At 67.5% G+C, this 25,580-nt stretch carries 14 protein-coding genes; 11 read left to right on the forward strand and 3 right to left on the reverse strand.

Translation table 11 applies throughout. The features are described from left to right. Window positions 1-8: 8 nt before the first annotated feature. Window positions 9-1,532 carry a DUF1800 domain-containing protein gene (locus CSW60_RS13730; RefSeq protein ID WP_236634284.1) on the reverse strand — a complete coding sequence of 508 codons (1,524 nt, stop codon included), beginning with the start codon at window positions 1,530-1,532 and terminating at the stop codon, window positions 9-11. Between the two features lie 200 nt (window positions 1,533-1,732). On the opposite strand from CSW60_RS13730, the gene CSW60_RS13735 reads away from it, so the two are divergent. The 4 genes from CSW60_RS13735 to CSW60_RS13750 all read left to right on the forward strand — a co-directional run bounded on the left by CSW60_RS13735 (window position 1,733) and on the right by CSW60_RS13750 (window position 7,615). After that, entirely contained in the window at window positions 1,733-2,329 is a 597-nt protein-coding gene (locus tag CSW60_RS13735; RefSeq protein ID WP_099537913.1) for an RNA polymerase sigma factor, read from the forward strand. After that, window positions 2,304-3,257, forward strand: coding sequence for a FecR domain-containing protein (locus tag CSW60_RS13740; protein ID WP_099537914.1), 954 nt, complete (start codon window positions 2,304-2,306; stop codon window positions 3,255-3,257). Before CSW60_RS13735 ends, CSW60_RS13740 begins: the two co-directional genes overlap by 26 nt. 113 nt (window positions 3,258-3,370) lie before the next feature. Further along, window positions 3,371-6,439: a TonB-dependent receptor gene (locus tag CSW60_RS13745; protein WP_099537915.1), complete on the forward strand. Its 3,069-nt coding sequence runs from the start codon at window positions 3,371-3,373 to the stop codon at window positions 6,437-6,439. Between the two features lie 78 nt (window positions 6,440-6,517). After that, window positions 6,518-7,615 carry a pectinesterase family protein gene (locus tag CSW60_RS13750; protein ID WP_099537916.1) on the forward strand — a complete coding sequence of 366 codons (1,098 nt, stop codon included), beginning with the start codon at window positions 6,518-6,520 and terminating at the stop codon, window positions 7,613-7,615. A gap of 119 nt (window positions 7,616-7,734) precedes the next feature. Here the strand turns inward: CSW60_RS13750 and CSW60_RS13755 are convergent, their stop codons facing one another. Continuing rightward, entirely contained in the window at window positions 7,735-10,017 is a 2,283-nt protein-coding gene (locus tag CSW60_RS13755; RefSeq protein WP_099537917.1) for a beta-glucosidase, read from the reverse strand. A 61-nt stretch (window positions 10,018-10,078) separates the two neighbouring features. Continuing rightward, window positions 10,079-11,122 (reverse strand): LacI family DNA-binding transcriptional regulator, encoded by a 1,044-nt coding sequence (locus tag CSW60_RS13760; RefSeq protein ID WP_099537918.1) that lies wholly within the window; start codon window positions 11,120-11,122, stop codon window positions 10,079-10,081. A gap of 626 nt (window positions 11,123-11,748) precedes the next feature. Between CSW60_RS13760 and CSW60_RS13765 the strand changes: the two genes are divergently transcribed. From CSW60_RS13765 to CSW60_RS13795, 7 genes are all read left to right on the forward strand, one after another. Continuing rightward, the gene (locus tag CSW60_RS13765) at window positions 11,749-14,868 is read left to right on the forward strand and encodes a TonB-dependent receptor (protein ID WP_201723058.1); all 3,120 of its coding nucleotides are present in this window, start codon (window positions 11,749-11,751) and stop codon (window positions 14,866-14,868) included. 157 nt (window positions 14,869-15,025) lie between these two features. Continuing rightward, entirely contained in the window at window positions 15,026-16,546 is a 1,521-nt protein-coding gene (locus tag CSW60_RS13770) for a tryptophan halogenase family protein (protein ID WP_099537920.1), read from the forward strand. Window positions 16,547-16,556: 10 nt separating this feature from the next. Next, complete coding sequence (locus tag CSW60_RS13775) at window positions 16,557-18,107, forward strand: tryptophan halogenase family protein (protein WP_099537921.1); 1,551 nt, start codon at window positions 16,557-16,559, stop codon at window positions 18,105-18,107. Between the two features lie 394 nt (window positions 18,108-18,501). Further along, complete coding sequence (locus CSW60_RS13780; protein ID WP_161495649.1) at window positions 18,502-19,776, forward strand: TetR family transcriptional regulator; 1,275 nt, start codon at window positions 18,502-18,504, stop codon at window positions 19,774-19,776. 172 nt (window positions 19,777-19,948) lie between these two features. Further along, entirely contained in the window at window positions 19,949-22,213 is a 2,265-nt protein-coding gene (locus CSW60_RS13785) for a TonB-dependent receptor (RefSeq protein ID WP_099537923.1), read from the forward strand. Window positions 22,214-22,302: 89 nt separating this feature from the next. Further along, a complete protein-coding gene (locus CSW60_RS13790) occupies window positions 22,303-23,919 on the forward strand; it encodes an alkaline phosphatase (RefSeq protein WP_099537924.1) in 1,617 nt (538 codons plus the stop codon). Window positions 23,920-23,927: 8 nt separating this feature from the next. Next, window positions 23,928-25,499 (forward strand): alkaline phosphatase, encoded by a 1,572-nt coding sequence (locus CSW60_RS13795; RefSeq protein WP_099537925.1) that lies wholly within the window; start codon window positions 23,928-23,930, stop codon window positions 25,497-25,499. The last annotated feature ends 81 nt before the right edge of the window (window positions 25,500-25,580 follow it).

A 25,580-nucleotide genomic window follows, 5' to 3' on the forward strand; every position in this document is an offset into this window, starting at 1 on the left:
TGGCGATCTCATCGATGCAGGAACTCAGGGGAGGACAGGAAGAGCGTGTTCCACTCCGCCGGCGACCGGGCCTGAGCGAGGGCCAGCCGCGTCTGAGGGGAAAACCGCTTTTCCAGCGTGTTGTAGAAGAGGGCGTTCTGGAGTTGCGGAAAGGCCGGCTGGTCTTCGGCGCCGGCGGTGTTCGGCTTGAAGAGGCCCGCTGAGTTCCCGCCGATCTGGCGGGCGACTTCGAACATCGTCGTGAGCTGACCCGGGCCCGACCAGGCGGTGTCCTCGAGCGGATAGCCATCGGGCGTGTCGCGATTATAGAGGCCCTGGCCCAGCCGGTTGATCCAGCCTTGCAGGGGCGCGGTGTTAGCGATCGGGCGGCCATCGTAGGCCAGCCGCACAGCCGAGACGGCGTAGTGCACCGGATCCTTAATCTTCTTGCCGAGCGAGGCTTTGAACGCCGACGACTTGAACAGCACGCTCAGCACCTCCGCGATGTCGCCGTCGCTGCGCTGGAATTTGGCGGCCATCCGATCGACCACCTCGGGCGGAGCATCCCCCATGAAATAGAGCGCCAGCTTGCTGGATATGTGCCGCGCGGTCGCCGGATGGCGGGCCAGCGCATCGAGCGTCTGCTCGAATTCCGAAAGCCCGGTCCCTTCGATCTGGCGGCCGAGGACCACCTTGTCGCCAAAGTCGTGCCGCGCCGGATTGAACTCCATCAGTCCGCGCCGGACGTAGAACGCCTGCTGCTCGGCCTTCAGCTTCGGCGCATCAGGCGAGAGGCTGACGCCGATGCCGGTCAATACCCGCGCCATCTCCTCGACGTCCTTTTGGCTGTAGCCCGAGCCGACACCCATCGTATGCAGCTCGAGGATCTCGCGGGCGTAGTTCTCGTTGATGTGGCCGACCGCGTTCTGGTCGTTGTCGAGATAACGCAGCATGGCTGGGTGCAGGTCGGCCGCCTTCAGCAGATTGCGGAACTTGCCCAGCGCGTGCGGGCGGATCGCCTGGTCCTCGTAGTCGCCAACCATCGCCCGGATGTCGCGCTTGTCGGCCTGGACGTTGAAATGGTTCATCCAGAACCAGGTCATCTGTTCCTGGAGCTGATTTGGCGAATAGAGGTCGCGCAGCAGCGAGCGCGCGGCGGCCTGCTGTTTCAGGTCACCCATCGCCTTCTGGTAGGCTTGTTGCGCGGCCTGCCGCGCGGCGGGGTCCGTCAGCTTGTTGGCGGCCCTGTTTTCGGCGTCCATCGCCACGGCAGTCTGCGCCATGGGCTCTTGGGATATGCGCAAGCCGTCGATCTGCGCTTGGGCTTGAGGCGGAAGTTGAGTCGGCCCCGGGGGGCGAAGTTGGCGCTTCAACCAGCGATCCGCCCCTTGCCCCTGAATGTCGGCCAAGGCTTGAGACGTGCGTCCCCAGGTCAAGCGGTCGACGAGGGCGGCGTCATCCAGGGCGCCGGCGCTGGCGGGGACGCAAGAAAGGCAAATGGCAATGGCGAGCCAGAGGCGGCGCATGAACAAGCCCTCGATGAGCCCCGCCATGCTCGGCCTCGGCGAGGGCCGTTTCAAGGCGCAGCGCTGCCTTAGTTGAGGCCGTCTCGGACAGAGACCCGATCGCGCGGTCGGTGTCCCGAGGCAGTCGGATCGCCTCCCGCTCCCTCGCCGACATCGCGATTGTTTGACGGAAAATCCACGCCCGTGCATCGGTGTGAGTGACGACCAGAAGAACAAGGGCGGAAACGTTGTCGGAAGGACGCGCGCGCGTCGTGGCTTGGCTGGGGCGGGAGATCCTGCCCCATGAAGTCGCCGTGCGCGCCTGGCTGAGGCGTTCGTTCGCCGCCGCCGGGGACGTCGACGACATCATTCAGGAGACCTATTGCCGCTTGGCCGCGCTTACCGCCATCGACCACATCGACGAGCCGCGCGGCTATTTCTTCCAGGCCGCGCGCAGCGTGGCCCTGGAGCAGATCCGTCGCGCCCGCGTGGTGCGCATCGAGACGGTCAGCGAGATCGAGGCCCTGGACCTGGCCCTGGAGGATCCTTCCGCCGAGCGCATCGTGTCTGGTCGACGCGAGCTTGAACGGGTGAGGGGACTGATCGCCGATCTGCCCGAGCGCTGTCGCAGGATCTTCGAGATGCGCAAGATCGAAGGCGTGCCCCAGCGCGAGATCGCGCGTCGACTGGGCGTCACCGAGCATGTCGTCGAGAACGAAGCGGTGAGGGGGCTGCGCGCCATCCTCGCGGCGATGACCGAGCAGGACGCGCCGGCGCGCGCCCATGGAAAAAGAAATCGGGGAGCTAGAGAGAAGACCGATGGTCGAACGCGAACGCGCCGCTGACATCGAGGCGGACGCCGCCCGATGGGTGGTCCGCATCGACCGCGACAGCGACAATGCCGGCCTCCGCGCCGAACTGGACGCCTGGCTCGCCGGGGATCGCCGACGCGTGGGCGCCTATGCTCGGGCCGAGGCGGCCTGGACGCATCTGGACCGCGCCAGCGTGCTGGCGGCGCCGGACGCGCCAGGGAGCGTCGGAACGCCCCTGGTCCGCCGCCGGGGCGTCATCGCAGGCTTTGGCGCCCTGGCCGCCGGTCTCGCCGCGGTCATGGTCGCGCCGCGCCTGTTGGCCCGCCGCTACGACACCGCTCTGGGAGAGATCCGGCGCGTGCCGATGTCCGACGGATCTGTCGCGGCGATCAACACCGACTCCGCGCTGGAGGTCGACATGCGGCCGCGCCTGCGAGCCGTGAAGCTTGAGCGCGGGGAGGCCTGGTTCGCCGTGGCCAAGGATCCTGACCGCCCCTTCGTGGTCGAGAGTGGTCCGGTTCGCGTCCGGGCTGTCGGCACCGCCTTTTCGGTGCGCAAGCGCGAAGGCGGCAGCGACGTCCTGGTCACCGAGGGCGTCGTCGAGGTGTGGACGCAGGACGGCAAGGGCGCGCCTCGCCGCGTCGCGGCGGGTCAGCGGCTGTTCGCCGAGAACGACGGCGGCGTCGCGACCTCGCCCAGGGCCGACGCCGACCTGGGCCGTCAGCTGGCCTGGCGCGATGGCCAGATCGTCCTGGATGGTCAGACGCTGGCCGAGGCGGCCGCGGAGTTCAATCGCTACAACGACCGCAAGATCGTGGTGGCCGATCCGCGCCTGGCCGATGAGCGCTTCGTCGGCTGGTTCCGCACCAACGACCCTGAAGGCTTCGCGGAAGCCGCCGCCACGACGTTCAATGGCAAGGTCAGTCTGGGCCGCGAGACGATCGTCCTGCGCGGCGGCTGACGCCGGCGCGGAAAATTTTTGACGGTTTCTGACGGAAACCGGTTTCCGGCTCATCGCTTCAGGCAGGCGCTCCCAGAAGCGCCGTTTGAACGACACCTAGAGGGAGGGGCCGCATGCGGATGTCGCTGCGCAACCACAACACCAAATCCTGTCTGATGCTCGCCGCGGGCGCGACCGCCGTGCTGGCCGCCGCCAGCGCGCACGCCCAGGTGCGCAAGTTCGACGTGCCCGAGCAGCCCGCCGCCACCGGCATCCCCCAGTTCGGCAAGCAGGCCGAGCTGCAGATCCTGGCCCCGCAGGGCGCGGTGCAGGGCAAGCGCGTCAACGCCGTGCGCGGCGCCTATACGGTTGAAGAAGGCCTGGCGCGCCTCCTGCGCGGCGCTGACCTGACCGTGGTCTCCAACAATGGCCGCACCGCGGTGCTCGGCCAGACGGCCTCGCTCCAGCTGGCGTCGACCGCGCCGGTCCCCCTGATCGCCGCCCAGGCTGCCGCTCCTGTCACGGCGCAAGAGCCCGAGGGCGCGGCCGAGGTCGAGGAGATCGTCGTCACCGGCTTCCGCGCCAGCCTGCAGAGCGCCATGAACCTCAAGCGCCGCGCCAACGGCGTGGTGGACGTCATCAAGGCCGAGGACATCGCCGACTTCCCGGACGCCAACCTCGCCGAGTCGATCCAGCGCGTGCCGGGCGTCTCGATCGCCCGCGACGCCGGCGAAGGGCGTCAGATCACGGTCCGGGGTCTTGGGCCGCAGTTCACCCGCGTGCGCATCAACGGCGTCGAAGGCCAGAGCACGACCAGCGGCACCGACAGCTCGGGCGGCGCCAACCGCAACCGCGCCTTCGACTTCAACGTCTTTGCCTCGGAGCTCTTCAACAGCATCACCGTTCGCAAGACGGCTTCGGCTGAGACCGAGGAGGGCTCGCTGGGCGCCACGGTCGACCTGCAGACGGGGCGGCCGTTCGACTACAAGGGTGCGACCCTCGTGGTCTCTGCTCAGGAGGGCTACAACGACCTCTCCAAGTCGTGGGACCCGCGACTGGCGGTCCTGGCCTCCAACACCTGGTTCGACGGCAAGCTCGGCGCCCTGGTCTCGGTGGCCTACACCAAGCGCGAGCTTCTGGAAGAGGGCCACGGCTCCGGCGGCTGGCTTAACGGCACGGAAGTGGGCGGCTTCAACAAAGCCTCGCCCTTCGCCCAGGCGAGCTCCGCCACAGTCTTCACCCCGCGCTTCCCGCGTTATGGCCGCCTGACCCACAACCAGGAGCGCCTGGGGATCACCGGTTCGTTCCAGATGCGGCCGGATGATCGCACCCTGATCGGGCTCGACGTCCTCTATTCGGACTTCAAGGCCACGCGCGAGGAGAACTGGCTGGAGGCCCTGTCCTTCGCCCGCAACGCTTCGCAAGGCGGTCGCCCCGAGATCATCGCCCGCGACGGCGTCGTCAACGCCAAGGGCGACATGGTCTATGGCCTGTTCGATGACGTCGACGTCGAGAGCGAGACTCGCTTCGACAAGCTCGACACCAAGTACTCCCAGGCCACCTTCACCGCCGAGCACGAGTTCGGCGATCGCTTCAAGCTGAGCGGCCTGGTGGGCTTTTCGGAATCGGACTTCGACAATCCGATCCAGACCACGGTCATTCTGAACCGCGAGAACGCCGACGGCTTCTCGTACGACTATCGCAACAACGCCAAGCTGCCGTCGATGAACTTCGGCTTCGATGTCACCGATCCGCTGGCCTACAACTTCGGCGCGGCCCGCTCGGAGATCCGCCTGCGGCCGCAGGGCGTGACCAACAAGATCGCCACGGCCCAGCTCGACGGCGACTATCGGATCAACGACGGCCTGTCGCTGAAGGTCGGGGTCAATTTCAAGACGTACAACTTCGACTCCTGGGCCCAGGCGCGGGTCAACGAGTCGGTCGTTCCGACCTTGCCGGCCGGCGTCACGCTCGCAAGCCTGACCAAGATGGTCTCGGGCTTCGGCGATGGCCTGGGCGCCTCGGGCGTTCCCACCCGCTGGGCGGCCCCGGATCTCGACGCCTTCGCCAAGCTCTTCAACATCTATAGCGGCTCGGGCCTGTTCGAGCTGTCGGGCGCCAGCAATTCCAACGCGCGCGGCAACATCCGCAGCGTCGAGGAGAAGGACAGCGCCGCCTACGCGCAGCTGGACTTCCAGACGGACCGTCTGGCTTGGCCGATCCGCGGCGACATCGGCGTCCGCTATGTGAAGACCGAGCAGAGCTCCACGGGCTACCAACTGGTCGCCGGCGCGGCGCAGCAGACGACGGTCAAGCGCGACTATGACGACATCCTGCCGGCCCTGAACCTGACGGCCGAGGTCACGCCCGACTTCCTGCTGCGCTTCGGCGCGGCCAAGGTCATGACGCGTCCGAACCTGGGCAGCCTGACCCCCGGCGGCAGCCTCTCGACGGTCGGCGTGTTCAGCGTCAGCTCGGGCAACCCCTATCTGAAGCCGATCCGCGCCACGACCTACGACCTGTCGGCCGAATGGTACTTCGCCAAGGACGCCCTGCTGTCGGTGGGGCTCTTCTACAAGGACATCGAAAGCTACATCCAGACCTCGCGGATCTCTCAGCCGTTCAACGCCTCGGGCCTGCCGCTCAGCCTGCTGGATGGCCTGGGCGTCTCGGCCAGCGACACCTTCCTGTTCAGCCAGCCGGTCAACACCAAGGGCGGGCCGCTGAAGGGCGTCGAGATCAGCTACCAGCAGCCGTTCAGCTTCCTGCCGGGCCTGCTGCGCAACACCGGCGCTATCTTCAACGTGACGCTCGTCGACTCCAAGATCGATTACATCTCGGCCCGTTCGCCGACCGGCTTCGTCCAGAACGATCTGGTCGGCCTGTCGAAGAACGCCTTCAACGCCACGCTGTACTACGAAGACGAGAAGTTCAGCGCCCGCGTCTCGGCCGCTTACCGCGACAAGTACCTGACGGCCGTGCCCAGCGGCACCAGCACCAACGACATCGATGGCGTGCGCTCGACGACCACCATCGACGCCTCGGCTTCCTACGCCATCAACAAGCGCCTGAAGCTGACCTTCGAGGGGCTGAACCTGACGGACGAGTTCAACGATCAGTACACCGACAGCGTTCGCAACAGCGTCTACGTCTATTCCCACACCGGCCGGCAGTTCAATTTCGGGCTGCGGTACTCGTTCTAGGCCATTCCTCCTCCCGAGGAATCTGGGCGTCGGCGGCCTCCCCCGCCGGCGCCCGCCCCTTTCTTAAGGCGAGGCTTCATGTCGACGATGCTCCCTTCGCGCCGCGGCGTCCTGGCGGGCGCGGCCCTGCTGGCGTCCGGCGCTCCGGCCTTGGCCGACCCGCGCTATGACGCGGTGCTCTGGCGCGGGGAGAGCAAGCCGCCCGTTGATGCGCGGGCCTACGCCAGCCTTTCCGCCGCCGTGGCGGCGGCGCCGGCGAACGGAGCCAAACCCTTCCGCATCCTTGTGACGCGCGGGCTTTGGGACGAGCAGGTCGTCATCGACAAGCCGTTCGTCCACCTGGTCGGTGAGGATCGCAAGGCCTCGGTGATCAGCCACCTGGCCGCCTCGGGCCTCACCGCGCCCGACGGCAAGCGTTGGGGCACGTTCCGCACGCCCACCCTGTTCGTGCGCGCCCCCGACTTCGCCGCGAGCAACCTGACGATCCAGAACGCTTTCGACGGCCTGGCCGAGATGACCAAGCCCGGCGGTCTCCACTCGCACGACGGCGCGGGCCCTCAAGCCGTCGCCCTGATGCTCGACAAGGGCTCCGATCGGGCCCGCCTGCGCGAGGTGGATATTCTGAGCTACCAGGACACCCTGTTCCCCGACGCCGGAAGCAGTCTCTTCGAGCGTTGCCTGATCACCGGCAGCTATGACTTCATCTTCGGGGCGGGACGGGCCCTCTTCCGCCATTGCGAGATCCGCTCGCGGCCGCGGCCCGTCGATCCGGTCGAAGGCTACATCGTTGCGCCCAGCACGCCGATCGACCAGCCGGTCGGCTTCGTCTTCCATCAGTGCCGGTTGACCAAGGACGCGGGGACCAGGCGGGCTTCGGTCTATCTGGGCCGACCTTGGCGGCCCTCCAGCCAGTTTCCCGACGGTCGCTATGGTGATCCGAAATATGTCGGCATGTCCGCCTTCATCGACTGCTGGCTGGACGACCACATCGCGCCGGAGGGCTGGACGCAGATGTGGTACACCGGCAAGGACGGCAATCCGCGCACCATGCTGCAGCCCGAAGACGCGCGGTTCTCGCAGTTCCGGCTTTCAGGGCCAGGGGGCGCGGGAAGTTTCAAGCGCGGCCGTTGGCTTTCGGCGTCCGAGGCGGCGGCCTTGGTCGCGGTCGGCGTCTAATAGATCCACAAAGACGAGACCCGTTCCGCTCGCACCGGTGAGGCTACGGGTCGGCGAGACCGGCAAGCCCCAACCCCGTCGCAGCGCGACGGGCCGCCGCGCACCTTGGACTGGATCCCTCAGCGGGCGTTCGGAGACACTGGCAGCTTGGCGCCGGCCAGCGTGACGGGCGTGGTGGCGACCAGGGTCTTCGACGACGAGCCCAGGGCGATGTCGTACTGGCCGGCCGCGATCGACCAGCCATGCGCCTTGTCGTCCCAGGAGGCCAGCAGGCGCGGGTCCACGGTCATGGTCACGCGCTGGACGGCGCCCGGGGCGAGCGCGACTTTCTTGAAGCCTGCCAGGCGCTTGGGCGCTTCCCAGCCGGCGCCGCCGCTCTTCGGCGAGACATAGACCTGCGGCACGTCCTTGCCGGCGCGGGCGCCGATGTTCTTGACGTCGAAGCTGACCGTCACCTTGTCGCCGGCGGCGCTGGCCGTCAGGTTCGAATAGGCGAACTTGCTGTAGGACAGACCGTGACCGAACGGGAACAGCGGCTCGATCTTCTTCAGGTCGTACCACTTGTAGCCGACCGCGGCGCCCTCGATGTCGTAGTTTACGTCGAACATCTCGCCCTCGGGCTTGCCCACGCCGTCCAGCGTCGGGCGGGGCAGGTCGGCCACGCTCTTGGGAAAGGTGACGGGCAGGCGGCCCGAGGCGTCGACCTCGCCGGTCAGCACGCGGGCGATGGCCTCGCCCCCGGCCGTGCCCGGATACCAGGCCTCGACCACGGCGCCGACCTTGTCGAGCCAGGGCATGACGACGGGGCCGCCGGTGATCAGCACGACCACGGTCTTCTTGTTGGCCGACGCGACGGCGTCGATCGTGGCGTCCTGGTTCTTGGGCAGGTTCAGGGTCTCGACGTCGACAGACTCGGTGGTCCACTGGTCGGCGAAGACCAGGGCCAGCTCGCTCTCGGCGGCCAGCTTGGCGGCGCGGGCCGGATCGGTCCCGTCGTCATAGACGATCTTGGCGCCCGGGTAGCGCGCCTGCAGCGCCTTCAGCGGCGAGGACGGATAGTAGATCACCGGGCCCGGCCAGGTGGCGGGCTCCAGGCCCTTCACCGCGCGGCCGCCGGCCGGATAGACCTGGGACGAGCCGCCGCCCGACAGCACGCCGACGTCGGCGTGGGCGCCGATCACAGCGATGGTCTTGGCGGTCTTGGCCAGGGGCAAGAGGTCGCCGTCGTTCTTTAGCAGGACGATGGCTTCCTCGGCGTCGGCCTGGGTGACCTTGGCGTGCGCGGCCAGGGTGGCGGCTGGCAGGTCGTGCGAGGTGGGCGTGGGGACCGGATGATCGACCGCGCCGCTGGCGAACAGGGCGCGCAGCACGCGGCGGGCCATGTCGTCGATCCGCGCCTGGCTGACGCGGCCGGCGGCGAGGTCGGCCTTGAGCGGCGCGGCGAAGAACGGCTGCTTGTCGAAGGCGTCACCCGCCGACTCCTGGTCAAGGCCGGCGTTCGCCGCCTTGGCCGACGCGTGGGCGGCCCCCCAGTCGGACATGACATAGCCCTTGTAGCCCCAGTCCTTCTTCAGGACGGTATTGAGCAGCCAGTCATTCTCGCAGGCATAGGTTCCGTTGACGCGGTTGTAGGCGCACATGACCGAGTGCGGGTCCGACTGCTCGATGGCGAACTGGAAGGCCAGCAGGTCGGAGGTGCGGGCGGCCGTCTCGCCGATGTTGGAGCTGACCACGAAGCGCCCGGTTTCCTGGGCGTTCAGGGCGTAATGCTTGATCGTCGAGATGATGTGGTTGGACTGGATGCCCCGGATCTGGGCGGCGACCATCACGCCGGCCAGCCACGGGTCCTCGCCGCCATATTCGAAGTTTCGGCCGTTGCGCGGCTCGCGCACCAGATTGACGCCGCCGGCCAGCTGGACGTTGAAGCCGGAGTCGCGGGCCTCCTTGCCGATCATGGCGCCGCCCTTCTCGGCCAGCTCGGGGTTCCAGGTGGCGGCGGTGGCGATGCCGGCGGGCAGGGCGGTGCGCGCGCGCAGGTCCTGGCGCGCGCCCTGGGTCGCGACGCCCACGCCCGCGTCGGTCTGCCATTGACCGGGAATGCCCAGGCGCGGGACGCCGGGGACGTAGCCGGCCGAGGCGTCCAGCGAGTCGGGATGGCGCGTGTACTTCGGCTTCATGTCGGCGCCGAAGTAGCCGAACAGCACCGTGAACTTCTCGTCGTTGGTCATCGCCGCCAGGGCCAGGTCGGCGCGCTTGTCGGCGCTCAGCTTGGCGTCCAGCCAGGGGCGGACGGAGGGGGCGGCGGCCGGGGCTTGGGCCAGGGCGGCGTTGGCGGTCAGGGCCGACGCCGAGGCGCCAATCAGCAGGGCGAGCGTCAGGCCGCGCCAAGTCGTCCGGGTCATGTGTCCTCCGTCTTTCTTTGTCTTATCGGCCGCGCGGCCTTCGAGGGCGCGTCGGGCGGCGTCAGGGTTTGGGTTGGGGCGGCGGGCCGTTGCGCGCCGGGCCGGTGGATTCGCGCACCACCAGCGCGTGGCGCGCCAGGTAGGGCGCGCTGGTCTTGCCCGCGCCTTCGTTGGCGTTCCACGCCGCGAAGATCTGCAGCGCGCGCAGCGCCATCTGTTCGAAGGGTTGGCGGATCGTGGTCAGGCTGGGCCAGATCACGCTGGCGATCGGCTGGTCATCAAAGCCCACCACCGAGACGTCATCGGGAATCCGCAGGCCTCGGCGTTGAGCCTCCATGCAGGTGGCCGCGGCCATCTCGTCATTGGCCGCGAAGATCGCGGTGGGCGGGTCGGCGATGTCGAGCAGGGTCTTGGCCGCTTCGAGGCCCGTCTTGAAGGTGAACTGCCCCTCGACGACCAGCTCGGGACCGGGACGGGGAAGGCCGCGTGCGGCATAGGCCTCGTAGTAGCCGTTGCGCCGATGCGTGCTGGCTACGTGGTCGGGATGGCCGGCGATATGGCCGATCCGCGTGTGGCCCAGCGAGAAGAGGTGCTCGATCACTTCGCGCGCCGCGGCGCGGTCGTCCATCGCGATGGCGGGAAAGCGCGGGTCGGGCGTGGTCGGCGAGATCAGGACGCAGCGGACGTCCAATTCGCGCATCAGGTCCTTCATCGGCCCGAAGTCACACTCCGGCGGCAGCAGGATCATCTCGCGCAGACCGCTGTCGCGGACAAAGGCGCGGACGCGATCCTGCCAGCCGGGGACCGGTCCTTCCGATAGATCGACCGTCAAATGACGGCCCATTTCGACGCAGGCCAGCAGCAGGGCGTGGTGGATTCGGGTGTGGTAGCCGCCGGACGGGTCGCCCATCAGCACGCCGACCGAGCCCGAGCCTTGGGACCGGAGGCTGCGCGCCACGGCGCTGGGGTGATAGCCAAGATCGCGCATGGCCGCCTGGACGCGGTCGCGCGTCTTGGCGCTGACGATCTCATGATCGTTGAGAACGCGAGAGACGGTCTTGGGCGATACGCCCGCCCGCTCCGCCACGTCGTTGATCGTCGTCATGAGTCCCCGGGTCCGTTCGCCGTCAAGCTAAGCCCGGCGCCCCGCCATTGAAAGGCGGCCCGCGAGACGGCCAACGCCGATGGCTTTAGACCATGCTGTCCCATCTGTCATGCATCGAGACATTTATAGGTCATTTTTAAGGACATAAGCGGGACATTTCTCGGAGCGACTGGCCCTCGCTCGCTAAGGTGCTCCCGCACCGATGTCGCGCCTCTGTGGACGTCTGGCGTACATGGCGAAACGTGCGCGCGCCTGACTGTCGTGGCGTTCCGAAGTCCCATTTTCCAAGCTGGGCAAAGGGTTTGTTGATTGTGGGAAACGATTTCCATGTGACCGGTACCTTCCTCGTGCGCGGAAGGTTTCCGCGCATAACGTCTTGTCCGACGAAAATGACAACGTTGACATTCTTGTTGACTTGGATGGGACATTTCTGAAATGTGCCGGCGTTCGGTGAAGGCGAAAGACCAGAATCGGATGTCCGGGCGCGGGGGCGCCAAAGGGATTTGGACAATCGCCGCCCAGGCGTTTGGACAGGCCCGTACAAGCCCCTCACGCGGCTCGCTGACCGGTGCGGGAGCGCCGGCGCGGGACTGAGCGGGCGGCCAATAAGAACGGGGAGCGAGGAATTGTCTCAGGAAGCAAGGAAAGCCGTGCTCACGCGCGGCCTGACGCTGGCGCTCGTCGCCGGCGCATCGCAGATGGCGCTGGCCACGAGCGCCTTCGCGCAAAGCAGCGCCGACACGCAGGTCGAGGAGATCGTCGTCACCGGCGTCCGCGGCTCGCAGATGAAGTCGGTGGACATCAAGCGCAAGCAGTCGGCCATCGTCGACGCCATCTCGGCGGAAGACATCGGCAAGCTGCCAGACATCACCATCGCCGACTCCCTGCAGCGCATCTCGGGCGTGCAGATCCAGCGCAACGCCGGTGAAGGCGCGACGGTCAACATCCGCGGCCTGGCCCAGGTCATCACCCTGCTGAATGGCGAGCAGTACCTCAGCGCCGGCAACATGGGCTCGGCCCAGCCGAACCTGCTGGATGTGCCCTCGCAGCTGATGAACCAGGTGCTGGTCTACAAGTCGACCAACCCGCGCAACGCCCTGTCGGGCATCTCGGGCACCCTGGACCTGAAGACCCGCCGTCCTTTCCAGTTCGGCGAGGGGCTGACCTTGACCGGCGCGGCCGAAGCCCAGCGCGGCGACCGCACCAAGAAGGACGACTACCTGCTCAATGGCGTCGTCAACTGGCGCAACGAAAACGTTGGCCTGATGGTCGGCGCCGCCTCGAGCAAGTCGAACCTCGGCAACAACTATTCGGGCGTCGCCAGCCTGTCGGGCAACAACGACTGGGGCGGCAGCAATCCCAACAACTTCGTCTCGCCGCACGGCTTCGAGAGCTTCAACCGCGTGGTCGAGCGCAAGCGCCTGGGCGTCAACGTCGCCTTCGAGGCCAAGCTGGGCGAGGGCTTCACCCTGATCGCCGAGGGCTTCTACGCCAAGCTCGACGAGTACAACCGCGCCGCCGGCATCAACATCTCCAACCGCTGGGACGGCGGCGCCTTTGGCGTCTGGACCAAGCCGACCGTGTTCGACCCGACCGGCGTCAGCGCTCCCAGCACCAACGGCGGCAACGGCCGCCCGTGGGTCGCGGTCGACGAGTATGACATCGACGCCTGGTGGGTGAACTCGTTCAGCGTCAACCGGACCACCAAGTCGGAGTCGAAGAACTACAATCTCGAACTGAAGTACGACAACGGCGGTCCGTTCACGTCGGAAGTCCGCGCCATCCGCGCCAGCGGCAACCGTCTCAGCATGAACGGCCAGGCCCAGGGCGACCTGTCGAACTGGCAATACGGCGACGGCCGCTTCACCCTGTTCCGTGACGCCGCCGATCGCACGCGCGGCACCTTCTATCCGAAGGGGATCTGCGACCAGTACCCGGCCGGGCAGCGGTCGAACGCGGTCGTGGGCAGCGCCGGCGGCTGCTATCTGAACCCGAACCCGCAGGGCTACGGCCAGAACCCGCAGCTGCACTATAACATCAGCGGCGACCACCCGGTGTGGAGCGGCTTCGACCGTCCGATCACGGGCGGCCTGGGCGCCGGCAAGTCCCTCAAGGACTACATGGCGAACAAGGACAGCTACGCCATCGGCGCCTTCTCGTCCGAGGGCAACAACGAAGTGGACTCGGACATGAACGTGTTCCGGGCCGAGGGTCACTATCGCTTCGACGACAAGCTGCTGGGCTTCATCACCAAGATCGACGGCGGCGTGCGTCAGAGCGACCGTTCGGTCAGCGTCGAGCAGTTCCACCTGTTCTCGGGCTTCTACGGCGGCGTCCCGGGCGCCGTGCAAGCCAACGGCTCGCCCGTGCCGGCCGGCGGCTGCGAGGCCCAGTGGAAGGCCATCGACGTCGTCATGAACCAGAACCAGTGCCAGGCGGGCGAGTTCGTGCCCGATCCGGTCACCGGTAAGCCTGTGTTCCAAGGCTACACGGTCAATCGTCCGACCAAGCTGACGACCTACAACAACACCATCTGGGTGGATGACCTGGGCGGCGTGACCAGCGGCATGCCGGGCTTCTGGGCCATCGATCCCCGCGACTTCGACGACGCCGAGGCCTTCCACAAGAAGGTGTTCGGCGGCGCCATCCGCGTCATCGTCCCGGGCCAGACCTACGACGTGACGCTGAAGGAGCAGAGCGCCTACGGTTCGGCCGACTTCGAGATCGGCAATCTGCACGGCGACATCGGCCTGCGGGTCATCCAGACCGAGCTGAACGTCAAGCAGAACCTGACCGGCGATGTCCGCAACTACGGCGACACCAACGCCGACGCGGGCGATCAGGTCACCAAGCGCAAGTACACCGACTGGTTGCCGTCGGTGAACGCGGTCTACGACCTGACCGACAACATCAAGCTGCGCGCGGCTTACGCCAAGACGATGCAGCCGCTCGACCTGGGCAACTACGGCGGCGGTCTGTCGATCTTCACGGCCGACTGCGGCAACGGCCTGAATATCCGCTGCGTCACCGGCGCCAGCGCCTCGGGCAACCCGAACCTGAACCCGTGGCGGGCGTCGAACTTCGACGGCGCCGTGGAGTACTACTTCGGCCGCGCCTCGATGCTGAACATCTCGGCCTTCCAACTGAAGATCGACAGCTTCGTCACCAGTGGCACGATCAAGGGTCGCTTCCCCGACCAGGACGGCGTGATCCGTCGCGACGTCGACGTCAGCCTGCCGCTGCAGGGCGATGGGGGCTCGGTCAAGGGCGTGGAAGTCGGCGCCAAGATCGCGTTCGCCGACGTGCTGCCCGACATGGGCCTGCTGTCGAACTTCGGCGTGGACGGCAACTACACCTACTCGCCTAGCCACGAGAGCCGCCTGGACCTCGAAGGCGACGAGATCCCGTTCTTCGACAACTCCAAGCACCAGTTCAACCTGGTCGGCTGGTACCAGGACGATAAGCTGCAGGCTCGCGTCGCCTATAACTACCGCACCGATCGCCTCTCGGGGACGATGGGCGGCGGCGGCAACCGCGTGATCCCGGTCATGCAGAAGTCGACGGGCTATGTCGACGTGAACGTCAGCTACAATGTCCGCGAGAACGTCACGGTCTACTTCAACGGGTCGAACGTCACCGGCGAGATCGAGGATTACTACCTGCGCTTCGCCAAGGGTAAGACCCAGTACCACAGCCAGAACGAGTTCGAGCCCCGCTACACGCTGGGTATCCGGGCGCGCTGGTAGCCCTTTCCCTCTCACCTCCTGCCGGCCGCCGCGCTTCCCCCTTGCGGCGGCCGCTTTTTTCGCAAGGTGAGACCTGTCGGGCCTTGGTTACAACCGATAGCCTGATCCGACCGGACGTCAGATCCGGGCTTGAGCAAGCACGCAGGGGAGCTGTCCGATGGCGGACAATAGGATCCGCAAGCTGGTGATCGTCGGTGGCGGGACCGCCGGCTGGATGGCGGCCGCGGCGCTGCGCCGGCATTTCCAGGGCGGACCGCTGGAGATCACCCTCGTCGAAAGCTCCGAGATCGGCACGATCGGCGTCGGCGAGGCGACGATCCCCACGATCCGCGGCTTCTACCAGCAGCTGGGCCTTTCTGACCTTGAGGTCATGCGGGCGACGCAAGCGACCTGCAAGCTGGGCATCCGCTTCGACGGCTGGCTGCGCGAAGGTCACGCCTTCATCCACCCCTTCGGCCTGTTCGGCCAGGACCTGCGGGGGATCCCGTTCCATCACTACTGGCGCAAGCTGGCCCAGGCCGGCGAGCCGACGGACATCCAGGACTACTCGCTGGGCGCCTCGCTGGCGGCGGCGGGCAAGTTCAGGGCCCCGCCGCGCAATCCGAAGAACAGCCTGTCGATCTTCGACTGGGCGCTGCACCTGGACGCGGGCCTCTTCGCTCAGCTGATGCGCCGCGTCGCCGAGGACAATGGCGTGCGCCGCATCGACGCCCGGATCACCAAGGTCAACCTGCGCCCCGAGGACGGCTTCGTCGCATCGCTCGATCTCGACACCGGCGCGACCGTCGAGGGCGATCTCTTCATCGACTGCTCCGGCTTCCGAGGGCTGCTGATCGAGGAGGCGCTCGGGACCGGCTACGAGTCCTGGAGCGACCTGCTGCTGTGCGACCGCGCCTTCGCCGTCCAGAGCGAGGGCGTCGGCGATCCCGCGCCCTATACCGAGGTCAAGGCGCACACGGCCGGCTGGCGCTGGCGGATCCCGCTGCAGCACCGCTACGGCAACGGCTATGTCTTCTCCTCGCGGCATATCAGCGACGAGGCCGCGCTGGCCGAGCTGAAGGCCGCCGTGCCCGACCGCCCGCTGCACGAGCCGCGCCTGATCCGCTTCAACCCCGGCCGCCGCAAGCAGGCCTGGAACCGGAACGTCATCGCCCTGGGCCTGTCGTCCGGCTTCCTGGAGCCCCTGGAGAGCACCTCGATCGCGCTGATCGAGACGGGGATCGAGAAGATCCTGGCGCTGTTCCCCGACAAGGACTTCGCGCCGGAGCTGGTCGACGAGTTCAACGACTGGTCGCGCCGGGAGATGGAGCGCGTGCGCGACTTCATCGTCCTGCACTATTGGGCCAACAGGCGAGGCGACACCGCCTTCTGGCGCGACTGCAACGCCGTGGCCCTGCCCGACAGCCTGCGCCGCAAGGTCGAGCTCTTCCGTCAGCGGGGCCACTTCGTCCGCTATCGCTGGGAGATGTTCCAGCCCGCCAGCTGGATGGCGATCTACGCCGGCTTCGAGCTGCTCCCCGAAATGATCGATCCCGCCCTCGATGGCGTCGACGCCAAGGCGTTGAGCGCGCCGCTGGCTGAGATGCGCAAGGCCATCGCCGAGGTCGTGGCCTCGGCCCCGCCGCACGCCGCCTTCCTTGACCAGTATTGCCGTCCCGCGCCGGTCGCGGCGCAGTAGGATTCACGTGATGACCCACACCCATCCCAACGCCATCCGCAAGATCGTCATCGTCGGCGGCGGCTCGGCCGGCTGGATCACGGCGGCGATGCTGAGCCACTATTTCCAGGCGGGCGGGTGCGCGATCGAGCTGGTCGAGTCCGAGGAGATCGGCACGATCGGCGTCGGCGAGTCGACCATCCCGCCGTTCCTGCGCCTGCTGGCCAGCCTTGGGATCGACGAGCGCGAGTTCATCCAGGCCACCCAGGCCAGTTTCAAACTGGGCATCCGCTTCGAGGACTGGAAGAGCCTCGGCGACCGTTACATGCACCCGTTCGGCGTCATCGGCGGCCCGTTCGGCCCGCACGAGTTCTACCAGTGCTGGCTGCGGGCCAAGGCGGCGGGGCATCCGTCGGGCCTGCACGACTTCGCGCCGGGCGCGGTGATGGCCGAGCAGGGCAAGTTCATGCTGCCGTTCAAGGCCGAGCGCACCCTGATCGGCGGGGCCAACTACGCCCTGCACGTCGATGCGCGCCTGGTCGCCCGCTACCTGCGCGACTACGCCGAGGCGCGCGGCGTCAAGCGCACCGAGGGCATCGTCTCGGACGTGATCACCCACGAAGACGGCTCGGTCGCCAAGGTGCGGATGAAGGACGGTCGCGAGATCGAGGGCGACTTCTTCATCGACTGCACCGGCTTCCGCGGCCTGCTGATCGGCAAGACGCTGGAGACGCCATTCGAGGACTGGTCCGACATGCTGCTGTGCGACCGGGCGGTGGTCGTGCAGACCGAGAATGTCGGGGCGCCCCATCCGTACACCCTGTCCAAGGCCGAGGCCGGTGGCTGGCGCTGGCGCATTCCGCTGCAGCACCGGGCGGGCAACGGCTATGTCTTCAGCTCACGCCACATCAGCGACGATGAGGCCCGCGCGACCTTGCTGAGCCAGCTTGAGGGCCGGGCGCTGATGGAGCCGATGTTCATCCCTTTCAAGACGGGCGTGCGCCAGCGGCTGTGGGAGAAGAACGTCGTGGCGGTGGGCCTGTCGGGCGGCTTCATCGAGCCGCTGGAGTCGACCGCCCTGCACCTGATCTATCGCGGCGTCGACTTCCTGCTGCGCTTCTTCCCCGACCGCGACTTCGATCCGGCGCTGCGGGACGAGTACAATCGCCGCATGGTCGCCGACTACGAGGAGATCCGCGATTTCATTGTCTTGCACTACTGCAAGACCCAGCGCGACGACACGCCGTTCTGGCGCGCGGTGCGCGAGGCGCCGATCCCCGACAGCTTGAAGGAGCGCATGGCCCTGTTCGAGCGCAGCGGCGTGCTGCGCGAGGGCGTAGACGACATGTTCCGCAATCCCTCCTGGCAGTCGGTCATGGAGGGCATGGGCGTGCGGCCCCAGCGCTATCAGCAACTGGTCGACACAATCCCCTACGAGGTCATCAGCCAGACCCTGGACCAGTCCGCGCCGATGCTAGCGGCCCAGGTCGCCGGCCTGCCCAGTCACGGCGAGTTCCTGGCCAAGCACTGCCCCGCGCCCCCGCCCGAAGCGCCGATGGCGCCGTTCAAGACGGTCGCCTAGCGAGACTTCGCATCGGATATTCCGCCAGCGTTGCGATGAGCCGCTGATGTGATGGAAAAATAACGGAGGCCCGGGGGCGCGCCGAAGGCGCTGCGGAAGGCGGCGATCGTCAGGAAGGGCGCTGCTTGGGTCGCGAGCTGGATCGATCCGTGCGGCTACGATCCATCAGCGAATATCCTGCACGCCAACACCGCCTTCGTGGCGAAAGCCGCAAAGAGCGAGCAACGAGGCCTTATGCGGCCTAGTCATGGACGTCGGGATCTTCGTCTGACTCTTCTCGGACATGGAGAGCGTCCGCTAGCGCATTGCGAGGATTCCTTCGATCTTTGACGCAGGCCTACGCCGCCGCGGGAATCTGGCTTAGATATCGACCATGCCCGCACGATCAGTCCCGATGGCCGTCACTGCTTCGGACCGCGACGACGCGCGGGCGCGCGCGGTGATCGCCGCCATGGACATTGTCGCCAGGCAGGGTTTGGCGTCGCTCTCGGTGCGCGACCTTGCCGCGGCGATCGGCAAGAGCACGACCGTCATCTTCAATCTCTTCCAGACAAAGGCCGGGGTGCTAGCCGCCATGGTCGAGGCGGCGATGGCGGAGGATCTAGCGTTTCACGACGCCTTCCTGGCCCAGGTCGATGGCCTGCCCCTGGATCAGCGGCGAATGGTCGACATCACGGCGCGCTACGTCTTGGCGCGCGCGGAGCCCTCGGCGCGTTTCGCGCGGATCTGGGAAGAGGTTCTGATCGATCCTGAAGCCGCCCATGCGGCGCGAGAGCCGATGGCGCGCTGGCTTGAGATGCGGCGAGAAAAGCTAGGCGGGCTGCTGGCCCGTGACGCGCGGCTGGCGCGGCTCGGCGCTGTCTATCTGCCCTATCTGCTGATGGAGGAGCTCTACGCCGCGGCCTTGGCCCAGAGGCTCGACTATGAACTGCTGTTGCGCGAAAGCCTAGAGGGGCTGGTGGCCATGGCGTTCGACGAGCCGTCCGGCGGCGAGGCCAAGGTCGCCCAATGGTTCACCGAGGCCTTGGTGCTCCCCGAGCCGCCCAGCAGACGCCACGCGCCCGGATCGGTGAAGATGCGTCTTCTGGACATCGCCGCCGACCTGATCCTGGAGCGAGGCATTGGCGCGGTCACCAACCGCGCGGTGACGCAAAGCGCCGGCGTCTCGACCTCGACCATTCTGTACCATTTCGCCGACATGCGCTCGTTCCTCGCCGAGGCGATCTGGCACAGCGTGTTTCGCGAGATTCCCGACTATCTGGACACCCGCAACCCCCGCGACCGGGAGCGGCCAGCCGACCTTGAGGGCCTGCAGGCCCTATTGGTCCCGACGCTTCGGCCGGGATCGCTCAAGGATCCAGGGCGGGCCGGCTTCTACGTGAAGTATGCTCGGCTGATCGCTCAGATCTGCCTGATCGCGCGGCGCGACGCCGCCTTCGAGAATATGGCCATGCTGCTTCGCGGCCCCGAAGGCGGGGGCACCTATGCGCGGCGCGAGGCGGTCTGGCCGCCGGTTTTCGACATGACGCGGCTCAGCGCCATGCGCTTTGCGATCTGGATCAAGGGCTCGGCCCTGCTGAGCGCGGCTTTCCCAGAAGCCGAAGCGGACGGGGTCCAGGCGCGGCTGGGCGAGGCCGCCTTGGCCCTCGTGCCGATGGCCGGGCAGTAATTCGAACGAACGATATTATTTTAGTCGCTCACTCGCGCTCGCCCTGTGCTGGTCGCCAGCGATTATGCTACTTTGTCTCGGCTTCATCAAAGCGACACGCGCCGCTTCTATATCCCCTCGGTGTCGAACAACTGGTTTTTCCGGCCGCCTGTCGCCGGGAAGAGGGGGCGTCATGCGTGTACTGTCGAAAGTCCAGTTCGTGGCTCTGCTGATGGGGAGCGCCGCGATCTTCGCCGGCCCCGCCATGGCGGCCGATACCGTCGCTCCGTCCGCCGATGAAGTCGGGGCCACCCGGCTGGACGAGGTTACCGTGACGGCCCGTCGGCGCGCCGAGTCCGAGCAGAAGGTCGCCGCCGCCCTGACGGTGGTCAGCGGCTCGGAGCTGGATCGCCGAAACATCCAGACGGTCAACGACCTGGAGAACAGCGTCCCGAACCTGGAGGTCACCAGCCAGTTGGGCGGCGGCCAGCCGCAATTCCGCATCCGCGGCGTCGGCCTCACCGACTACGCCGCCAACAACACCGGCACCGTGGGCGTCTATATCGACGAGATCGCCTATCCCTACGGCTCGATGACCCAGGGCGCGTTGTTCGACGTGGCCCGCATCGAGGTGCTGCGTGGCCCGCAAGGCATCCTCTACGGGCGCAACACCACCGGCGGCGCGGTCAGCGTCATCACCAACGCCCCGACCCAGACCTTCGACGCGGGCGTGACCGCCTCGTACGGCCGCTTCAACGCCGCCCACGCGGACGGCTTCGTCTCGGGCCCGCTGAGCGACACCGTCTCGGCCCGCCTGGCCATGACCACCGACCAGGGCGGCGCCTGGCAGTATCACCGCGACACGCACGAGAAGCTGGGCGACAAGGACCGCTTCGCCGCCCGCCTGAAGCTGGACTGGAAGCCGAGCGACGTCACCGAGGTCGACGGCTCGCTACGCTACAACCGCGACAAGTCCGACGGCCTGGGCCTGCGCCTGGTCACCCGCCCGTTCCAGTCGCACAACTACGCCCCGCTGGGCCCGCTCTATCCGATCGACACCGATCCGCGGATCACCGGCTGGGGCATCACGCCCTACTTCGCCAAGCTGATCGGCGCCTCGACCAACGCCAAGCCGTTCCGCGACAACGAGGGCGTCGGCGCCAATATCCGCCTGCGCCACGATTTCGGCTGGGCCGCCCTGACGGCGGTCGCAGGCTACGAGACCTTCAAGCGTCGCGAGTTCAATGACTGGGACGCCACGGCCTCGAACGAGGCCGGCACCTTCTTCTTCAACGACATCGACACCCTGTCGCAGGAAGTGCGCCTGACCTCGCGCGCCGATCAGAAGTTCCGCTGGCTGGCTGGCCTCTACCACTCCACGGAGACCGTGGACGGCGGCTTCTATTCGGACTTCTCGGAAGCCTCGACCCTAAAGAGCTGGTACTCGACCACCTACAAGCAGGACGTCGAGACCACGGGCGTCTTCTTCAACCTCGACTATGACCTGACCAGCCGGCTGACCCTGTCGGGCGGCCTGCGTTGGGAAGACGAGACCCGCGAGCTGAAGGGCTTCAAGACCGAGATCCTGGCCCCGACCTATCGCCTTCTGGCCTCCACCAGCAAGGACCGCCACATGGGCGAGTGGTCGGGCAAGGTCGGCGGCGAGTACCGCTTCAGCGACACCGTCCTGGCCTACGCCAGCGTGGCGCGCGGCGTGAAGTCGGGCGGCTTCACCACCTATAACAGCGGCCTGCCCTCGCAGCTTGATCCGTTCGATCCCGAGAAGCTGATCGCCTATGAGACCGGCCTGCGCTCGGAGTTCTTCGACCGCCGTCTGCGCGTCAACCTCGCCGGCTTCTACTACGACTATCGCGACCAGCAGCTGCAGGGCGTGCTCTACACCCAGACCGGCCGGGTGGGGCGGATCATCAACATCCCGAAGTCGCACATCCAGGGCGGCGAGCTGGAGATCACCTGGAAGCCGACCTCGCGCCTGACCATCAGCCAGTCGCTGGGCTATAAGTTCGGCCGCTACGACGAGTTCTTCTTCGTCAACGCCACCGCGACCGAGGCGGCCAAGGATCCGGTGACCGGCCAGTACAACACCATCGTCTACAGCGACCGTTCGGGCGAGCGCCTGCCGTTCCCGCGCACCGACTACAAGGGCGCGATCAGCTATGTGATGGACGTTGGCGCCTGGCAGGTCGAGGCGGAGACCAATTACAACTACCGCAGCGACATGTTCAGCACCTCGTCGAACTCGGTGATCGGCGACTACTGGCTGTTCAACGCCAGCCTCACGGCGCGTCCGGCCAGCGGCAAGTACTCGGTCGGCGTCTGGATGAACAACGCGACCAACGACTACTTCGAAGAGACCCGCAACGCGTTCATCTCGGCCGCGACGGCGTCGCCGCACGAGCCGCGGACCTATGGCGTGCGCCTGACCTGGCGCTACTGATAGACGGCCGTTTCCCCTTCGGCCATCGGCCTCGTCGCGGCGCTTTGCGCGTCGCGGCGAGGTCTCCTCGTTGTGGATAGGAGCTTGTCATGACGGTCGACCGCAGACGGGTCGTGGGTTCGGGCCTGGCCCTGGGCGCGGCGACACTGGCCTCCGGCGTCCAGGCGGATCCGTCCGTCGCGCCCGCCTTCCGCCACGGCGTGGCCAGCGGCGAGCCGGCCTCGGACCGCATGCTGCTGTGGACGCGGGTCACGGGCCTGGGCGAGATCGACGGTCGTTGGCGGATCGCCACGGACCCGGCCATGCGCCAGGTGGTCGGGGAGGGGCGCTTTATGGCCCTCGCCGAGCGCGACTTCACGGTCAAGGCGATGGCCGAGGGGCTGAAGCCGGGGACCGACTACTGGTATCAGTTCGAAGCTGGCGGCCAGCGCTCGCCGATCGGCCGCACCCGGACCCTCCCCGTCGGGCGGCTGGAGCAGCTCGACCTCGTGCTCGCCTGCTGCGCCATGTACACGATGGGTTATTTCCAGGCCTACCGCGCCATCGCCGAGAGACCGAAGCTCGACGCGGTGCTGTTCGTCGGCGATTACATCTACGAATACGGCGCCTCGACCTATCCGGGCCTGGACACCCTGCGCCAGGCCGATCCGCCCCGCGACACCGTCACCCTCGACGACTATCGCCGTCGCTACGCCCAGGCCCGCACCGACGCCGACCTGCAGGCCGCCCATCAGCGCGCGCCGTGGGTCTGCACCTGGGACGACCACGAGATCGCTAACGACGACTGGATGCACGGGGCCCAGCATCACGATGCGGCCAAGGACGGCGACTGGGAGGCGCGCAAGGCGGCGGCCGTGCGGGCCTACTACGAGTGGATGCCGATCCGCGATCCCGATCCGACCGCTCCCTACGCCATCCAGCGGTCGGTGGCGTTCGGCGATCTGGCGACCCTGATTGTCCCCGAGACCCGCCTGAAGGCGCGTGAGGCGCAACTCACCCTGCCCAAGGACCTGGACCGCTTGGCCGACGGGACCCCCGACATCGCGGGCTTCCGCCGCAAGATCGCCGATCCGAACCGCCGCATGCTGGGCCAGCAGCAGGTCGACTGGATCGGGGCCGAGATGCGCGGCTCGGTCGCCGCCGGAAGGCCCTGGGTGCTGCTGGGCAGCGCCACGGTGATGGCCGACTACGCCTATCCTGACATGACCGCCTGGACCCCGGCTTCGGGGCCGTTGAAGGGCCTGTTCGCGCTGACCAAGCTCGACCTGCCGCTGCTGAACCTCGACGCCTGGTCCGGCTACGCCGCCGAGCGTCAGCGGATCTATGACGCCATCCGGGCCAGCGGCGCGCGGGCCGTGGTGCTGTCGGGCGACAGCCACATGGCCTTCGTCAACGAGCTGCACGACGACAAGGGCCGCGTGGCGGTCGAGCTGTCGACCAGCACGTTGACCGGGCCATCGCTGGGCGTGGTCCTGGCCATGAAGGATACGCCGTTCGGCGCGCGGCTGGCCGAGCGCAATCGCGACGTCAGCTGGTGCGATCCCCTGGCGATCGGCTTCGTCGCCATGCACGTCACGCGAGACGCGATCGAGGCCAGCTTCGTCAGCGTCGCCGATCCGCGCGTCGCCGGCTCGCCGACCTCCGTGCAACGCCGTGTGCGCGCCGTTGCCGAAGACCAGGGCGTCAGCGCCTGGACCCAGCTTTAGGAGCCGTCATGTCCTCGCCCACCCTGCATCGCCGCGCGCTGCTGTCTGGTCTGGTCGTCGCCCCGGCCGTACTGCGGTTCGGCCAGGCCCAGGCGGGTGGCGCCTATGTCTTTCCCCTGGGCGTGGCCAGCGGCGATCCGGCGCCCGACGGCATGGTGCTGTGGACCCGTCTGGCGACCAATCCCGTGGCTCCCGACGGCCTGGGCGGCATGGGCGACGCCGTGCCCGTGCGCTGGGAAGTTGCGGCCGACGAGGCCTTCCGCCGTGTGGTCATGGCCGGCGACGCCACGGCCGAACCCGCCGCCGCCCACAGCGTCCATGTCGAGGTCGCTGGCCTGCGCCCGGACCGGCCGTACTGGTACCGCTTCACGGCCCTTGGCCAGCAAAGCCCGGTCGGCCGCACCCGCACGGCCCCGGCGGCGAACGCCGACCTCGACCGGCTGCGCCTGGCCGTGGCCTCGTGCTCGCATTGGGAGCGCGGCTATTTCAGCGCCTATGGCCACATGGCCGACGAGACCCCGGACCTGACGCTGTTTTTGGGCGACTACATCTACGAATATTCGCTGGGGGCAGACCGCAAGGATCAGGTCGTTCGTCCGTACGGCTTGGAAGAAGCCACGACCCTGGCGGGCTATCGCAATCGCTACGCCCTGCACCGCACCGACGCCGACCTGCAGCGCCTGCATCAGGTCGCGCCTTGCCTGGCGATCTGGGACGATCACGAGATCCAGGACGACTATTCGGGGATCTGGTCCAAGACCCCGGGCGTCTCGCCGGAGACCTTCCTGCGCCGCCGCGCGGCGGGCTATCAGGCCTTCTACGAGGCCATGCCCATCCGCCGCGCGCGACTGGACGCCCAGCTGCGCATGCCCATCCATCGTCGGGTTCGCTACGGCAAGCTGGCCGAGTTCTTCATGCTGGACGGCCGCCAGCACCGCTCGCGCCAGCCCTGCGCCGAGGGCCCCAACGGCGGCAAGGGCCAGATCGTCACCGACGCGGCCTGTCCCGACCGCCGCGATCCGGCCCGCACCTTCCTGGGCTTCGACCAGGAGCGCTGGCTCTACGATGGTCTGGCCAACACCCGGGCGCGCTGGACGGTGCTGGGCCAGGACCTGGTGATGGCGGGCCTGCGCTTCGGCGACGGCGGGCCCGACACCAAGTACTGGACCGACACCTGGGACGGCTTCCCCGCCGCCCGTGACCGTCTGGCCCAGGCCATCGCCACGCTGAAGCCGCGCAATCCCGTGGTGCTGAGCGGCGATTACCATTCGTTCTGGACCAACGACGTCAAGCTGAACGCCGACGATCCCGCCTCGGCCACGATCGCCACCGAGTTCGTCGGCACCTCGATCACCTCGACCGGGCCCAGCTACGAGGGCCTGATGGGGGCCATGCCCAACAATCCGCAGATCAAGTTCTTCGAGAGCCGGCGGCGCGGCTATATGTCCATCGACGTCACGCCGGACCGGATGACGACCCGCTACCGCGCCATCTCGGACGTCCGCGATCCGCGCGCCGCCATCGCCACGCTCAACACCTGGGTTGTCGAGGACGGGCGGGCGGGCGCGCAGAAGGCTTAGAGCGCGTTATGGGCCTCAGGCGGTGTCGATTGATCTAATCTCTAGCTATCCGCGAGCGGCATGCGCGCCCTCCACTCCCTC

The sequence above is a fragment of the Caulobacter sp. X genome (assembly GCF_002742635.1).
GTDB lineage: Bacteria > Pseudomonadota > Alphaproteobacteria > Caulobacterales > Caulobacteraceae > Caulobacter.

What these genes read in the sequence shown, in the direction of transcription:
- CSW60_RS13750 (WP_099537916.1), top strand. Translation starts at nt 6,518, where the DNA reads ATGTCGACGATGCTCCCTTCGCGCCGCGGCGTCCTGGCGGGCGCGGCC.
- CSW60_RS13790 (WP_099537924.1), top strand. Translation starts at nt 22,303, where the DNA reads ATGACGGTCGACCGCAGACGGGTCGTGGGTTCGGGCCTGGCCCTGGGC.
- CSW60_RS13755 (WP_099537917.1), bottom strand. Translation starts at nt 10,017, where the DNA reads ATGACCCGGACGACTTGGCGCGGCCTGACGCTCGCCCTGCTGATTGGC.
- CSW60_RS13795 (WP_099537925.1), top strand. Translation starts at nt 23,928, where the DNA reads ATGTCCTCGCCCACCCTGCATCGCCGCGCGCTGCTGTCTGGTCTGGTC.
- CSW60_RS13745 (WP_099537915.1), top strand. Translation starts at nt 3,371, where the DNA reads ATGCGGATGTCGCTGCGCAACCACAACACCAAATCCTGTCTGATGCTC.
- CSW60_RS13770 (WP_099537920.1), top strand. Translation starts at nt 15,026, where the DNA reads ATGGCGGACAATAGGATCCGCAAGCTGGTGATCGTCGGTGGCGGGACC.
- CSW60_RS13775 (WP_099537921.1), top strand. Translation starts at nt 16,557, where the DNA reads ATGACCCACACCCATCCCAACGCCATCCGCAAGATCGTCATCGTCGGC.
- CSW60_RS13740 (WP_099537914.1), top strand. Translation starts at nt 2,304, where the DNA reads ATGGTCGAACGCGAACGCGCCGCTGACATCGAGGCGGACGCCGCCCGA.
- CSW60_RS13785 (WP_099537923.1), top strand. Translation starts at nt 19,949, where the DNA reads ATGCGTGTACTGTCGAAAGTCCAGTTCGTGGCTCTGCTGATGGGGAGC.
- CSW60_RS13780 (WP_161495649.1), top strand. Translation starts at nt 18,502, where the DNA reads ATGGCCGTCACTGCTTCGGACCGCGACGACGCGCGGGCGCGCGCGGTG.
- CSW60_RS13730 (WP_236634284.1), bottom strand. Translation starts at nt 1,532, where the DNA reads ATGGCGGGGCTCATCGAGGGCTTGTTCATGCGCCGCCTCTGGCTCGCC.
- CSW60_RS13760 (WP_099537918.1), bottom strand. Translation starts at nt 11,122, where the DNA reads ATGACGACGATCAACGACGTGGCGGAGCGGGCGGGCGTATCGCCCAAG.